Raw genomic sequence first — 15,916 nt, forward strand, 5'->3', positions numbered from 1 at the left:
CATGAGGGCGGGATTCTTTCCCCGCTCCCATCGGCCGGACGGGCTCGTTTTCGGGTCCGTCCGGCGTTCGGGAACACGCGGCGGAATCACCGGTGGAATGGCGGTGTTGCGACTGGCAACGGAAACCCGTTCACCGAGGAGCCTCCATGCGTCTGCACGTCGTCCTTCCCGACGAATCGGCCTCGATGCCGGTATCCCGGCTCGTGGAACTCGCCCGGGAAGCGGAAGTCCTGGGATTCGCCGGGGTATGGCTCCCCGACCACGTGCTGCCGCCCGCGGAGTACGGCCCGGTCTACGGCGGCGTCTACGAGCCCCTGACGACGCTCGCCCATCTGGCGGCCGTCACCACCCGCGTCGCCCTGGGCACTTCGGTGCTCGTGCTGCCGCTGCGGGAGCCCCTCGTGCTGGCCAAGCAGGCGGCCACGCTGGCCCATCTGAGCGAGGGGCGGTTCGTGCTGGGGGTGGGCACCGGCTGGGAGTCGTACGAGTTCGCGGCGGCCGGGGCGGACTTCGCCGGGCGCGGCGCCCGCACCACCGCCGCGCTCCGGCTCATCCGCCACTTGCACACACAGGGCGGCGGGCCGTACGCCGACGACCACCACGCCTTCGACGAGCGCGCCGTCTTCCGGCCGGTTCCCGCGGCGCCCGTGCCGTTCCTGATCGGCGGGAACTCCGACGCCGCGCTGCGCAGGGCCGCGCGCGTCGGTGACATGTGGCAGGGCGTGGGGCTCTCCCCGGAGGAGTTCGTCGTACGCCGGGACCGGCTGCGGGAGTTGGGCGGCGAGCGGGTCTCGGCGGGGGCCAGGGACGCCTGGGACGACGACGCGCTGCCGGTCGAGGACGTGGCGCGGCGCGTCCGGGACTGGGACCGGACCGGCGCCGACGACCTGGCGCTGCACTTCGGCCCCGTCGAGGGGTTCGGGCGGCGCATGCGGACCCTGGCGGCCCGGGTGCCGGAGCTGCTGTCCGGCAGCTGACCAAGGGACCGGACGGCGCGGCTCCGGAAATGGCCGCGCCCATGGCCGGAAACCGGGGCGGTGGCCGGATCCAATTCCCCGGCATTACCTTCCTGTGATCAAGGCCATAGTCCCGGCTCCGGGCGTTGTTGGTAGGTTTTCAATTACCGCTGCATTGCGGACGAGTTCGAACCGGGGGGACGAACTGTTGACTTCTCAGCATGCCGCCGTCCCGGCGGCCGGAGCCGCGCACCGCTCCTGCTCCGCACTTCTGTAGACCGCGTGGACGGCACTGCCGTCAGCACGCCGTCGGCGCGAGCTTCGAAAACGCGCGTTCCCACTTCTCCGTGCCGCATTCCCCGGATTCGAGAAATCCCACGCCATAAGCGTCCCCAGGGCGCGCGGAACGACCGGCGCCACACATCGCCGGTCCGGCGCGCCCCGCTCCACCCCGCCCCCACGGAAGGAATTACGCACATCATGCATGGCTCCACGGCAGCAGACGTCCGCGCCAAGGCCGAACTCGCCATCGACGGACACACCCTGACGGTGAGTGATGTCGTCGCCGCCGCGCGGGGGAAGGACGACGCGCCCCGCGTCACCCTCGCCGAGGACACGGTCCGCCGCATGCTCAAGTCGATCGAGCTGAAGGGCCAGGTCATCGAGGCCGGCATCCCGGTCTACGGGGTGACCTCGGGCTTCGGCGACAGCAACACGCGGCAGATATCGGGGAAGAAGGCGGAGGACCTCCAGAAGAACCTCATCCGCTTCCTGTCCTGCGGCATCGGCCCCGTCGCGGCCGAGGACGTCATCCGCGCCACGATGGTCATCCGCGCCAACTGCCTGGCCCGCGGCTATTCGGCGGTCCGCCCCGAGGTCGTCGAGCTGCTCCTCGAGTGCCTCAACCACGACGTCCTGGCACCCATCCCCGAGCGGGGCTCGGTCGGCGCGAGCGGTGACCTCGTCCCGCTCAGCTATATCGCGGCGCTCGTCACCGGCCAGGGCCGGGCCCTGCACGAGGGCGAGGAGAAGAGCTCGGCGGACGCCCTGGCCGCGGTCGGTCTCGCCCCGGCGGTGCTGGAGGCCAAGGAGGGGCTGGCGCTCGTCAACGGCACGTCCTTCATGTCCGGGTTCGCCGCCCTGGCGCTCCACGACGCCGCGGAACTGGCCTTCGCCGCCGACCTGTCGACCGCACTGACCTCCCAGGTGCTCCAGGGCAACCCCGGCCACTTCGCGCCGTTCGTCTTCGACCAGAAGCCGCACACGGGCACGCGCCGCAGCGCGCACACCATCCGTGACCTGCTCGGCAACCCCGAGGACCGCGACCCGGGCGTCGCGCAGCGCGACGCTTCACTGTCGGAGGCCGGCTTCCGCGAGCTGGAGGAGCCGATCCAGGACCGCTACTCCATCCGCTGCGCCCCGCACGTGATCGGCGTGCTGCGCGACACCCTGGACTGGGCCACCAACTGGGTGGACATCGAGATCAACTCCACCAACGACAACCCGCTGTTCGACATCGACGCCGGTGTCGTCCGCAACGGCGGCAACTTCTACGGCGGCCACGTCGGCCAGGCCATGGACTCCCTGAAGACCGCGGTCGCCAGCGTCGCCGACCTGCTCGACCGCCAGCTGGAGCTGGTCGTGGACGAGAAGTTCAACAACGGCCTCACCCCCAACCTGATCCCCCGCTTCGAGGCGGACAGCTGGGACGCGGGCATGCACCACGGCTTCAAGGGCATGCAGATCGCCGCCTCCGGGCTCACCGCCGAGGCGCTGAAGAACACCATGCCGGCGACCTCGTTCTCCCGGTCGACCGAGGCGCACAACCAGGACAAGGTCAGCATGGCGACCATCGCCGCGCGGGACGCCCGTACGGCCGTGGAGCTGGTCCGCCAGGTCACCGCCATCCACCTGCTCGCCCTGGCGCAGGCCGCCGACCTGCGCGGCACCGAGGTCCTCAGCGGCCCGACGAAGGCCGCGTACGACCTGATCCGCTCGGTCTCCCCGGCGCTGGAGGGCGACCGTCCGCTGGAGGGCGACATCCAGCGGGTCACCGCGCTCATCGCCTCCGGCGAGCTGCGCGAGGCCGCCGAGGCCGCGCTGACCGACTGACCGACCGCTCGACCGGGGCCCACGACGGGCCCCGGTTAATTGGACTCCCAGAAGCCAATTAATTAGAGTCGAACCGTGCGACTCACCAAGGGCACCGACATCGCGCTGCGCATCGCCATGCGCCTCGCAGTGGCGGGCGACGAGGAGGCGCCGACCACCCGGGAGGTGGCCGGCGCGGTCGGCGTGCCGTACACGCACGCCGCCAAGGTCGTCAGCAGACTCCAGCACCTGGGGGTCGTCGAGGCCCGCCGGGGCCGGGGCGGCGGGCTCACGCTCACCGCCACCGGCCGGTCGGCCTCGATCGGCCGCCTGGTGCGCGAGCTGGAGGGCGCGGGCGACGTCGTCGGCTGCGAGGACGACCCGCCGTGCCCGCTGCGCGGCGCGTGCAGGCTGCGCGGCGCGCTGCGCGAGGCCCAGGAGGCGTTCTTCGCCGCCCTGGACCCGATCACCGTGGAGGAGCTGACGGCTCCGCCGACGGGCCCCCTCCTCTTGAGCCTGGGCACCGGCCCAGGGGACTGACCGCGAAAACCCCCATCCCTCCCTCGAGGTCACCGCACACCGTTAAATGCGACTCTCAGATACCAATTCAAGTCGAGCGTCAGGAGCCCCGATGCTGTCCACCAGGTCGACCGAGATCGTCCGCGCCACCCTCCCCGCCGTCGGCGGCGCCATCGGCGAGATCACCCCGCTCTTCTACGACAAGCTCTTCGCCGACCGGCCCGACCTGCTGCGCGACCTCTTCAACCGGGGCAACCAGGCGAACGGCAGCCAGCGCCAGGCCCTCGCGGGCGCCATCGCCGCCTTCGCCACCGCGCTCGTCGAGCACCCGGAGGTCCGCCCCGACGCGATGCTCTCGCGCATAGCCCACAAGCACGCCTCGCTCGGCATCACCCCCGAGCAGTACCCGCTGGTGCAGCGGCACCTCTTCGCCGCGATCGCCGAGGTGCTGGGCGACGCCGTCACCCCCGAGGTCGCCGCCGCCTGGGACGAGGTCTACTGGCTGATGGCCAACGCCCTCATCGCGATCGAGGCCCGGCTCTACGAGGAGGCCGGCGCCCCGGACGGCGACACCCGCGTCCCGTACCGCATCGTCGGCCGGATCCGGGAGACCGCCGAGGTCACCACCTTCCTCGTCCGCCCCCTGGACGGGCGGCCGCTGCCCGCCTCCCGCCCCGGCCAGTACGTCTCCGTGCAGGTGGAACTCCCCGACGGCGCCCGGCAGATCCGTCAGTACAGCCTCTCCGGCCACCCCGACGACGCGCTCCAGTTCTCCGTCAAGCGGCTCGCGGGCGACCCGGACGGCGAGGTCTCCCACCACCTCCACGACCGGCTCGGCGTGGGCGACACCCTGCTGGTCGGCGCCCCCTTCGGGGATGTGGTGCTGGGCGGCGGCGACGCGCCCGTGCTCCTCGCCTCCGCGGGCATCGGCTGCACCCCGATGATCGGGATGCTCTCCCACCTGGCGGCCACCGGCGCCACCCGCCGGGTGATCGCCGTCCACGCCGACCGCGGCGAGTCCACGCACGCGTTCCGCACCGACCTCCTCCAGCTGACGGCCAAGCTCCCGGACGCGGTCGCGCACATCTGGTACGAGGAGCCGGAGGCCGGCCACCCCGCCGACCGCACGGGCCGCGCCGACCTCACCGCCATCGACATCCCCGCGGACACCACGGCCTACCTCTGCGGGCCGCTGCCCTTCCTCCGCTCGGTCCGTACGCAGCTCCTGGCGGCGGGCGTGGCGGCGGCCGACATCCACTACGAGGTGTTCGGCCCGGATCTGTGGCTGGGCGAGGGCGCCTGACGGACCGTCGGCGGGGTACGGGGAGCGGCACCCCGGGCGGATCGTTACCCACGCGTAACTCACGTGACCATTACCCCTGGTAAGTCACCGAGGTTACCGTCGAGTCACTTCGCATCGGAGTGCCGCAACCCCCCGTACCACCAGCGCGGCACCGACCTCAGGAGTGTGACCGTGCGACACCCCCGCAAGGCCCTGCGCGCCACGGCGGTCGGCGCCGCCTCCGCCGCGCTGCTGGCCGGCACCGCCCTCGGATTCGCCCCCGCGGCACAGGCCGCGCCGGACCGCCCGGCCGCGGTGGGTCACGCCGCCGCGTCCGTCCGGTTCACCGACCTCCCCGGCTCCGGCGGCATCACCCTGAAGGGCAACGTCTTCGCCCCCGGCGACACCGGCGGGCGCCGCCTCCCCCTGATCGTGCTGCCCACCAGCTGGGCAATGCCGCAGCTGGAGTACATCGCCCAGGCCAAGCAGCTCGCCGAGTCCGGCTATGTCGTGGTCAGTTACACCGCCCGCGGCTTCTGGCTCTCGGGCGGGAAGATCGAGACGGCCGGGCCGCAGGACATCGCCGACGCCTCCGGGGTCATCGACTGGGCACTCGCCAACACCCCCGCCGACCCCGGGCGGATCGGCATGGGCGGGGTCTCCTACGGGGCGGGCATCAGCCTGCTGACCGCGGCCGCCGACAAGCGCGTCAAGGCGGTCACCGCGCTGAGCGGCTGGGCCGACCTCATCGAGTCGATCTACGGCGACCGCACCCAGCACCGGCAGGCCGCCGAGCTGCTCGGCGGCCTGGGCAACCTCACCGGCAGACCCGGCGACGAACTCCAGCGGATCCTCAAGGACTTCCTCGGCAACGACCTGTCGAAGGAGAAGGACATGCTGGCCTGGGGCGCGAAGCGCTCCCCCGCCAACTACGTCGACCGCATCAACGCCCAGGGCACCGCCGTCATGCTGGGCAACGCCTGGGGCGACTCGATCTTCACCCCCAATCAGTACGCGAAGTTCTACGAGCGGCTGACCGGCCCCAAGCGCCTGGAGTTCCGCCCCGGCGACCACGCCACCGCCGAGGCCACGGGCCTGCTCGGACTGCCCAACGACACCTGGACCCACGCCCACCGCTGGTTCGACCGCTACCTCAAGGGCGAGGACAACGGCATCGACCGCGAGGCGCCCGTCCAGATCTCCTCCCGCTCCGGCGGCGGCTACGAGTCGTACGCGACCTGGGCCGACGTCGAACGGAACCGGCGCGCGGTGCCGATGGACGGCGCGCGGGAGATCCGCACCGGCGTCGACTCCGGCGCCGACGGCGGCACCGTCATCCTCTCCAACGCGCTCGACCAGTTCCTCAAGATCCCGCCGATGGTGTCCGTACCGTTCCTCTCCCGGACGTACGCCGCCGTCTGGCAGACCGGGCCGTACTGGTCCGAGCAGCGGATCCGGGGCAGCGTGCGGGTCGCGACGACGATGACGAGCACCAAGGACACGGGGACGGCCGTCGCCTATCTCTACGACGTGGGCCCGCTGGGCGTGGGCAAGTTGATCACCCACGCGCCGTATACGTTCCGGGACGAGGTGCCGGGGCGGGGGTTCGGGGTGGACCTCTCGCTGTACGCCACGGCGTACGACGTCCCTGCGGGGCACCGGCTGGCGCTGGTGGTGGACTCGGTGGACCCGCTCTACATCTCGCACAACCCGGCGGGGGCGCGCTTGAGCTTCTCCTCACCGACGCTGTCCGTGCCGGTGCGCAACTAGGCCACCCTGCGGGCGCGTCCTCAAACGCCGGACGGGCTGGATTTCCAGCCCGTCCGGCGTTTGAGGACCGGGGTCTGGGGCGGAGCCCCAGTTTCGGGAAGGGGCGGGGCTGGGGAACAAACCCCCTACGCCTCCCGGTAGACCCCCGGCGCGAGGTACACCGAGAAGCGCGGTGAGTCACCGCCCCGGTACGAGATGAAGTTCTGCGTGTGCGACTCCGGCAGCGAACGGTCGGAGATCGCGTCGAGCACCGCCTCGTACCCCACCGCATCCATCCCCTCAGAGCGCAGAAACGCCGCCACCCGATCCCGCGCCGCCGCATCGCTCCCGTGCACAGGGATCATCGGGACGTACAGCGTCGCACCGGGCACGGCCCTTCCCGGGCCGAAGGAGAAGGCCGTCACCGGCGGCTTCCGCTTCCATTCGGGGGTGTCGTCCGCGCCGTTGATGCCGCGCAGCGCGCGGGCGAAGGAGCCCGGTACGTGGTCCGCGGCGACGGCCGACTTCGCGTCGATGGCTTCGGCGGACACCCCGGAGTGCGCGAGGTAGACCTGGACGCGGAAGTCGTCGCCGGGCACGAGGTCCATGGCCAGGGCGGCGGGTTCGTGCTCCGGGCCGTACGCGCCGCCGAGGTGTTCGGTGAGGGCGCGCCAGGGCTGTTCCAGGCCGAGGCGGATCATGGCCTCTTCCGTGCGGGCGGCGGCCTGTTCCCGGCCACGGACCGCGGGGTTGAGGAAGATCTTGTAGCGGGGGTGGCCGCCGGGGGTCCAGGCCACCGCGTGGGCGATGGTGAAGTACCCCTGCGGGTCGTCGTCGGTGAAGAGGTCCTCGACCCGGAGGCAGGGGTCGACGGAGACACCGGGGCGGCCGGCCAGCCGCCGGGTGAGGGCCATGCCGTCCTCCATCCGGCGCTTCGCCGGGCCCCTGGGGGACTCCAGGGAGAGCCGGACCCCTGCCTTGCGCCCGGCCCAGGCGACCGAGGTCTCCAGGGGCATGCCGTCGATGGAGACCCAGCAGGCGTCCTCGGGGGGTGTGCCGACGGGGAGTTCGCCCCAGGGGTCGGTGAGGTCGCGCAGGAACGCGAGGAGCGACTCCCGGTCCCCGCCGTCGGCCCCGAGGCCCTCGTAGGCGCGGCACACCTTGTCGCAGGCGACCTCCGCGTAGGTGTCGGTGGGCCGGTAGCGGTCGGAGTCGAAGCGCATCGGGCGGCCGGTCATCTCGGCTATGACGCCCGTGTCCGGGGTGAAATCGCCTGATGTGCGGGGCGGTTGGGGGCCGGTTCCGGGACCTGCGGACTCCATCGTGACTCCCTGTGCGTGGTGACGGCAAAAACGAGCGCGATCTTCCCACCGTGCGGCGGGCGCTGTCAGAGCTTTGCCCGACAATTGCCCGGGATCCCGTTATCGGGCCTATGTTCCGGCCAACTTGCCGCCCTTCGCGCGTACGGTCGATCCGCCTCAGTCCGCGCCGGAGCCCGACCGGGGATTCGGCCGGTCCGCGGTGGCGGAATGCCCGGGACCGCCAGCCGCACCTGCGCATTACCGCTGGTTACGGTCAGGCTCGGGCATCGGCTTTGCAAGAACGGCCGGATCATGCACGGCGGTGGTCCGCATCACGACGTTCCGCGACACGATCGCTACACATCGCTCGCTGGTGCACGGCGCTCGCGAATCGGTGTGCCCTGTCCACACGCGGCCAACCGGGGAGAGTCGGCGCCGCCGTGCTCCGGGAAGCCTGTGCAGAGGAGTTGTTGACGCGTGTCCGCACAGCACCACTCCGCCCCACTCCGGCCCACCGCCGGTGCTCCGCGTTCCGCATCCCCCACCGACCCCGCCACCCCATCCGACGGGGACGCTCTCCCCGCGACGCTCCCGGAGGCGTTCGCCCGGCAGGCGGCGCTCACCCCCGACGCGCCGGCGCTGGTGAGCGGCGCCGCGGGAGCGGGAACGGCGGAGATCTCCCTGACCTACCGGGAGCTCGACGCACGCGCGGACCGGCTGGCCCGGCGGCTGACGGCGGAGGGCGTGGAGCCGGGCGGCACCGTGGCGGTGCTGATGGACCGTTCGGCCGAGCTCGTCGTCTCCCTGCTCGCGATCGTCAAGTCCGGTGGCGCCTACGTCCCGTTGGATCCGCGGCAGCCCGTATCCCGGTTGCGGTGGATCCTGGACCAGACCGGCGCGGAGCTCGTCCTGACGGCCGGCGGATCCCCGGACGCGCAGCTCACGGCGGGGCGCAAGGTGCTGGCCGTGTCCGTGGGCGACGCGGACGAACGGATACCGACCGTCCCCGTACACCCCTGTGAACCGCGCCAGTTGGCGTATGTGATGTTCACCTCCGGCTCGACCGGCACGCCCAAGGGCGTCGCGGTGACCCATGAGAACGTGGTGGGTCTCGCCCGCGACCAGGCGTGGCGCGGCGGCGCCCACGGCCGGGTGCTGCTGCACTCGCCGCACGCGTTCGACGCCTCGACGTACGAGCTGTGGGTGCCGCTGCTGTGCGGGGGGACGGTGGTGGTCGCACCGCCCGGGGACCTGGACGCACGCGGCATCGCCGCCGCCGTCACGGACGCGGAGATCACCGGGCTGTGGGTGACGGCGGGCCTGTTCTCGGTGCTGGCCGAGGAGGCGCCGCGGTGCTTCCTCGGGGTGCGGGAGGTGTGGACGGGCGGGGACGCGGTCTCCCCCGCGGCCGTCCGGCGGGTGCTGCGGGCATGCCCGGAGACCGCGGTCGTCAACGGCTACGGGCCGACCGAGACCACCACGTTCGCCACCTGCCACCGGGTGGCCGACCCCGGTGTCCTGGGCACGGTCGTGCCCATCGGCGCGGCGATGGCCGGGATGCGCGCGGAGGTGCTCGATCCACGGCTGGCGCCGGTGCCGCCCGGGGAGGTCGGCGAGCTCTATCTCGGCGGCTCGGGGCTGGCCCGTGGCTACTGGAACCGCCCGGCGCTCACCGCCGAGCGCTTCGTCGCCGACCCGCTGGGCGAGCCCGGTGCCCGGCTGTTCCGCACCGGTGACCTGGTGCGGCGCGGCCCGGACGGGCTCCTGGAGTTCGTCGGCCGCAGCGACGACCAGGTGAAGATCCGCGGCTTCCGGGTCGAGCCGGGCGAGGTCGAGGCCGTCCTCGCCGGGCACCCCGGGGTCGCCCAGGCGGCCGTGGTGGTGCGCGAGGACAGGCCGGGCCAGAAGCGGCTCGTCGGCTATGTCGTACCGGCGGAGGAGAGCGCGGCCGAGGCGCCCTCGGACGGCGCGGACCGGGTCGGCGAGTGGCAGGAGATCTACGACTCGCTGTACAGCGACGTGGCGCGGGCGCGCTTCGGCGAGGACTTCTCCGGCTGGAACAGCAGCTACGACGGCGAGCCGATACCGGCGGCGCAGATGCGGGAGTGGCGCGATGCCACCGTGGCCCGGATCCGTGAACTCCGGCCGCGCCGGGTGCTGGAGATCGGCGTCGGCACCGGGCTGCTGATGTCCCGGCTGGCCCCGCACTGCGACGCCTACTGGGGAACGGACCTCTCCGGCCAGGTCATCGAGGCGCTGCGCCATCTGGTGCGACAGGACCCCGAACTGGCGGACCGGGTCGAGCTGCGGGCCGGTGCAGCCGACGACACGGCTGAACTGCCCACCGGCTTCTTCGACACCGTCGTCGTCAACTCCGTGACGCAGTACTTCCCCGACGCCCACTACCTCGCGGACGTCCTGGCCAAGGCCGTCGGGCTGCTCGTCCCCGGCGGGTCGGTGTTCATCGGCGACGTCCGCAATCTGCGGCTGCTGCGCTGCTTCCACACCGACGTCCGGCTCCGGCAGGACGGGTTGCCGGCGGACCCCGCCGCCGTCCGGGCGGCCGTCGAGCACGGCATGGTGCGGGAGAAGGAGCTGCTGGTCGACCCGGCGTTCTTCGCCGAGCTGGCGGCCGGCCTGCCGGGCGCGGTCGGCAGCGAGGTGCGGGTGAAGCGCGGGCGGTCCGTGAACGAGCTGACGCGCTACCGCTACGACGCCGTGCTGCGCAAGCTGTCCCCCGGCGAGCAGGATCCATTGCCCGTACGGGAGTTGTCGTGGGGGCGGGACGTCCAATCGCCGGACGAGCTGGCCGCGCTGCTGCGCGCGGAGCCGCCGGCGGGCGACGTACGGCTGACGGGGTTGCCGGACAGCAGGCTCGCGCCGGTGGCCGAGGCCCTGCGGGAGCTGGACGGGGGTACGGGCCGGATCCGCGCCCTGGGCGCTCGCGACGACGCCGGAACCGACGAGCTGGAGCGCCTCCACGAGCTGGCGGACAGGCTGGGGCTGCGCGCCTCGGCCACCTGGTCGGCCGACGAGGACGGCACGCTGGACGTATTTTTGACGCCACGTCAACCCGGTTCGGCGGTCGACGGCCCGGCGCCTGGGGTGCCGCTCACCTCGCTGGTCAACGCCCCGGCGGCCGCGCGGGACACCGGTGCGCTGGTGTCCTCGGTCCGGGCGTTCCTGCGCGAGCGGTTGCCCGAGTATCTGGTGCCCGCGGCGACGGTGGTGCTGGAGAGCCTGCCACTGACCGCGAACGGCAAGGTCGACCGGCGCCGGCTGCCGGAGCCCGGCACCGGGTCCGCCGAGGACGGCCGGGCGCCGCGCAATCCGCTCGAAGAGCTGCTGTGCGGGCTGTTCGCCGACATCCTCGGGGTGTCCGGGGTCACCATCGACGACAGCTTCTTCACGCTGGGCGGGCACTCGCTGTCGGCCACCCGGCTCAGCACCCGGCTGCGGTCCGTCCTGGGCCTGGAGCTGCCGGTGCGCGCCGTCTTCGAGACGCCGACCGTCGCCGGTCTCGCCGAGGCGGTGCGCGAGGCGTCGGCCGGGGACCGCCCGCCGCTGGTGCCCGCGGAGCGGCCCGAGGAGGTGCCGCTGTCGTTCGCCCAGCGGCGGCTGTGGTTCCTCGACCACCTCCAGGGGCCGGGCGCCGCGTACAACGTCCCGCTCGTGCTCGACCTGGACGGCGAGCTGGACCGCGCGGCGCTCGAAGCGGCGCTGGGCGATGTGCTGGCCCGGCACGAGAGCCTGCGGACGGTCTTCCCGGAGACGGCCGGGGTGCCCCGGCAGCTGGTCCTGGACGGTGCCGCCGTCCGGCCGCGCCTGGAGGTGAGCGCGGTCGCGCCGGAGGAGCTGGACGCGGCGGTGGCCGCCACGGTCCGCCGGCCCTTCGACCTCGCGGCCGAGATACCGGTGCGCGCGCGGCTGTTCACCGCGGGTCCCGGCCGGCACGTCCTGGCGCTGGCCGTCCACCACATCGCGTGCGACGGCTGGTCGCTGGCGCCGCTGTGGCGCGACCTCGCCACCGCCTACGCCGCCCGCCGCGACGGCGGCGCGGCACCCGACGTCGCACCGCTGCCGGTGCAGTACGCCGACTACGCGCTGTGGCAGCACCGGCTGCTGGGCGACGAGGATGATCCCGCAAGCCTGGCGTCCCGTCAGATCGACTACTGGACCAAGGCGTTGGCCGACCTGCCCGAGTGCGCGGAGCTGCCCGTGGACCGGCCCCGGCCGCAGGTGGCCTCGCACCGCGGCGACACCCTGCACTTCACGGTCGACGCCGATCTGCACCGGCGGATCACGGAGCTGGCCGGGCGGTGCGGGGCCAGCCCGTTCATGGTCGTGCACGCCGCGCTGGTGACGCTGCTGACGAAGCTGGGCGCGGGCCCGGACATCGCGGTCGGCACCCCGGTCGCGGGCCGCACCGACCACGCGCTGGACGGCCTGGTCGGGTTCTTCGTCAACACGCTGGTGCTGCGCACGGACACCTCCGGCAACCCCGCGTTCCGCGACCTGCTGGCCCGGGTCCGGGAGACCGACCTGGCCGCGTACGCCCATCAGGACGTGCCCTTCGAGCGGCTGGTCGACGCCCTCGCCCCGGCGCGCGGCCTCGCCCACCACCCGCTGTTCCAGGTGCTGCTGGCGCTGCAGAACGCCCCGCAGGGCGCGGCGGAGCTGCCGGGCCTGGCCGTCGCGGAGCGGGCGGTGGGCACCGGGGCGTGCCGGTTCGACCTGTCGCTGAGCCTGCGGGAGCGGCACGGCGCGGACCAGCGGCCGGGGGGCATGGACGGGGTCGCGGAGTACAGCACCGACCTGTTCGACCGGTCCACCGTCGAGCGCCTCGTCCACCGTTTCCTACGGCTCCTCGACGCGGTCACCGCCGACCCCGGCCGCCGGCTCGGCTCGCTGGAGGTGCTGCTCCCCGACGAGCGGGAGCGGCTGCTTGCGCGCAGCGGCGACGGCACCCCCGGCACGGAACTCGGCCATCTGCCGGAGCTGTTCGAGGCGCAGGTGAGGCGGACACCGAACGCGACCGCGCTGATCCACGACGACGGCACCGGGCCCGTACGCACGCTGACGTTCCGTGAGCTGAACGCGCGGGCGAACCAGCTGGCCCGGTATCTGATCGGCTGCGGTGCCGGGCCGGAGCGGTTCGTGGCGATCGCCCTGCCGCGCGACGCCGACTCGGTCGTCGCGACGCTCGCGGTGCTGAAGGCGGGGGCCGCCTATCTGCCGCTGGACGCGGGCTATCCGGCGGCCCGCCTCGCCCATATGACCGAGGACGCCCGGCCCACGATCCTGCTCACCGACTCCGGCACCTCCTTGCCGCTGCCCGACGGCACGGGGATGCGCACGGTCGTGCTGGACCGGGACGAGACCCGGCGGGCCGTGGCCCTGTGCTGGGAGACGGACGTCGCCGACGGCGAGCGGCTAGCGCCGCTGAGCTGCGGGGCGCCCGCCTACGTCATCTACACCTCCGGGTCCACCGGCCGGCCCAAGGGCGTCGTCGTCACCCACGCGGGGGTCTCCGGCGTGGTCGAGGCGCAGGTGCGGCGGTTCGGGGTGACAGCGGCGAGCCGGATCCTGCAGTTCGCCTCGCACAGCTTCGACGGCGCGGTGTGGGAGCTGTGCGGCGGGCTGCTGACCGGGGCCACCCTGGTGATGGCGCCCGCGGAGCTCACCGCGCCGGGCCCGGAGCTGGCCGCGCTGGTCGAGCGGCACCGGGTCACGCACGCGACGCTGCCCCCGGCCGCGCTGTCGGTGATGGAGCCGGGCGAACTGCCGTCGCTGCGCTGGCTGATCACCTCGGGCGAGGCGCCGTCGGCGGAGACGGTGCGCCGCTGGTCTGCGGGGCGCAGGTTCCTCAACGGCTACGGCCCGACCGAGACGACGGTGTGCGCGACGCTCAGCGCCCCGCTGTCCGGCGGCGGAACGCCCCCGATCGGCCGGCCCACCGTGGGTGCGCGCGCCTACGTCCTGGACCGTGACCTGTGCCTGGTGCCGCCGGGGGTGCCCGGGGAGCTCCATGTGTCGGGCGCCGGGCTGGCCCGCGGCTATCTGCACCGGTCGGGGCTGACCGCGGAGCGGTTCGTGGCCGACCCGTTCGGGGCACCGGGCGACCGGATGTACAAGACCGGCGACACGGTCCGCTGGAACGCCGACGGCGAGCTGGAGTTCATCGGCCGCACCGACGGGCAGATCAAGATCCGCGGCTTCCGGATCGAGCCCGGCGAGGTCGAGGCGGTGCTGGGCGGTCACCCGGGGGTGGCCCAGGCGGTCGTCGTCCCCCGCAAGGACGCCCGCGGCGGTACGTACCTGGCGGCGTACGCGGTGCCCGCCGGTGACTCGCCGGGCCTGGACGGGGCGGAGCTGCGCGACGGGCTGACCGGTCTGCTGCCCGGCTATATGGTGCCGTCCGCGGTCGTGGTCCTGGACTCGCTGCCGGTGACGGCCACGGGCAAGGTGGACCGCTCGGCGCTCCCCGAGCCCGACTTCGGGGCGCTGTCCACGGGCCGCGAGCCCCGCAACCCGCGCGAGCGGATCCTGTGCGAGCTGTTCGCCGAGGTGCTGGGCGTGCCCCGGGTGACCATCGACGACGGCTTCTTCGACCTGGGCGGGCACTCGCTGCTGGTGACCCGGGTGATCAGCGGGCTGCGCCGCCGCCTCGGCGTGGAGCTGCCCGTCCGCACCCTCTTCGAGCGGCAGTCGGTGGCCGCGCTGCTGGAGGCCGTCGACGGTCCGGCCGTACCCGGCGGGACGTACACGCCGGCGCGGGCCGACCTCGCCGCGGAGGCCGTGCTCGACCCGGCGATCACCGTGGGCCGGGCGGCGGACGGCACCCGGGCGGAGGGACGGGAGACCATCCTGCTGACCGGTGCGACCGGCTTCCTCGGGGCGTTCCTGCTGCGCGAGCTCCTCGACCGCACGAGCGCCGACATCCACTGCCTGGTGCGCGCCGAGGACGCCGCGCAGGCGGACCGCCGGATCCGGCGGAACATGGCGGAGTACGGGCTGTGGAACGAGTTCTCCCGCAACCGGATCGTCGCCGTCCCCGGCGACCTGGAGAAGCCGCTGCTCGGGCTCTCCCCCGAGCGCTTCGACGCCCTCGCGGCCCGGCTCGACGCGGTCTACCACAACGGCGCGCGGGTCAGCGCGGTCGACCCGTACGACCGGCTGCGCGCGGCGAACGTCGCGGGCACCCGGGAAGTGCTGCGGCTGGCCGCCAGGTTCGCGACGCCGGTGCACCACATCTCCACGGCCGCCGTGTCGGTGGGGACCGACGAACACCCCGGTCCGGTGCCCGAGTCGCACCGGGTCGCGCCGGAGGCGGTCCTGCCGGGCGGCTACACCGAGACCAAGTGGGTGGCCGAGCAGCTCGTCTGGGCGGCGGCCGGGCGCGGACTGCCGGTGACCGTCCACCGGTGCGGGCGCATCAGCGGACACACCGTCAGCGGTGCGGGGTCGGCCCGGGACGTGTTCTGGCAGCTCGTCCGCGCCATGCTCGTCCTCGGCGCGGCGCCCCGCGCGGCGGACGACGGCACGGCCCCGGTCGTCGACCTGATCCCCGCCGACTGGGCCGCGGCCGCTATCGTCCACCTCTCCCGCACCCCGGGCACCGAGGGCCTCGCGCACCACCTCACCTGCCCGTCCCCCGTCCCCTTCGAGACCGTCCTCGGCCATCTGCGGGCGTACGGCTACCGGCTGGACACCCTGGACCTCGACGACTGGACGGCCACCCTGCGGCAGCGGGCCGACGCGGCGGCGGACGGCGGGCCGGGGGCGGGCGAGGGGCTGCTGGACGCGGCCGTGCTCCTCACCGACACCCTGCCCGCGCTCGCCCGCGTGGGCCGGATCCACCTCGACCGCGCCAACACCATTGCAGGGCTGGCCGGTTCGGGTCCGGCGTTCCCGCCGCTGGACGGCGAGCTGATCCGTACGTACGCCGACTTCTTCGTCTCGTCGGGCTTCTTCCCGCCGCCCGCCGCGCACTGAGCGGCGCCGCGACCGTGCCGGGG

General features: G+C 73.5%; 7 protein-coding genes. 6 read left to right on the top strand and 1 reads right to left on the bottom strand.

Going from position 1 to position 15,916, the window contains the following annotated elements:
• Positions 1 to 146 precede the first annotated feature (146 nt).
• From ABD269_RS26235 to ABD269_RS26255, 5 genes are all read left to right on the top strand, one after another.
• Positions 147 to 977, top strand: a complete 831-nt coding sequence (locus ABD269_RS26235) for a TIGR03619 family F420-dependent LLM class oxidoreductase (RefSeq protein WP_344121637.1) — start codon at positions 147 to 149, stop codon at positions 975 to 977.
• Between the two features lie 459 nt (positions 978 to 1,436).
• A complete protein-coding gene (locus ABD269_RS26240; RefSeq protein ID WP_344121639.1) occupies positions 1,437 to 3,068 on the top strand; it encodes an aromatic amino acid lyase in 1,632 nt (543 codons plus the stop codon).
• A gap of 75 nt (positions 3,069 to 3,143) precedes the next feature.
• Positions 3,144 to 3,587 (top strand): RrF2 family transcriptional regulator, encoded by a 444-nt coding sequence (locus ABD269_RS26245; RefSeq protein ID WP_344121642.1) that lies wholly within the window; start codon positions 3,144 to 3,146, stop codon positions 3,585 to 3,587.
• Positions 3,588 to 3,678: 91 nt separating this feature from the next.
• Entirely contained in the window at positions 3,679 to 4,869 is a 1,191-nt protein-coding gene (locus ABD269_RS26250; RefSeq protein ID WP_344121644.1) for a globin domain-containing protein, read from the top strand.
• Positions 4,870 to 5,040: 171 nt separating this feature from the next.
• Positions 5,041 to 6,618 (top strand): CocE/NonD family hydrolase, encoded by a 1,578-nt coding sequence (locus ABD269_RS26255; protein WP_344121647.1) that lies wholly within the window; start codon positions 5,041 to 5,043, stop codon positions 6,616 to 6,618.
• A 125-nt stretch (positions 6,619 to 6,743) separates the two neighbouring features.
• Here ABD269_RS26255 and ABD269_RS26260 read toward each other — a convergent pair whose 3' ends face one another.
• The gene (locus ABD269_RS26260; protein ID WP_344121649.1) at positions 6,744 to 7,919 is read right to left on the bottom strand and encodes a tryptophan dimethylallyltransferase family protein; all 1,176 of its coding nucleotides are present in this window, start codon (positions 7,917 to 7,919) and stop codon (positions 6,744 to 6,746) included.
• A 456-nt stretch (positions 7,920 to 8,375) separates the two neighbouring features.
• On the opposite strand from ABD269_RS26260, the gene ABD269_RS26265 reads away from it, so the two are divergent.
• Complete coding sequence (locus tag ABD269_RS26265; RefSeq protein ID WP_344121651.1) at positions 8,376 to 15,893, top strand: amino acid adenylation domain-containing protein; 7,518 nt, start codon at positions 8,376 to 8,378, stop codon at positions 15,891 to 15,893.
• The last annotated feature ends 23 nt before the right edge of the window (positions 15,894 to 15,916 follow it).

The sequence above is a fragment of the Streptomyces blastmyceticus genome (assembly GCF_039521185.1).
GTDB classification, from domain to species: domain Bacteria; phylum Actinomycetota; class Actinomycetes; order Streptomycetales; family Streptomycetaceae; genus Streptomyces; species Streptomyces blastmyceticus.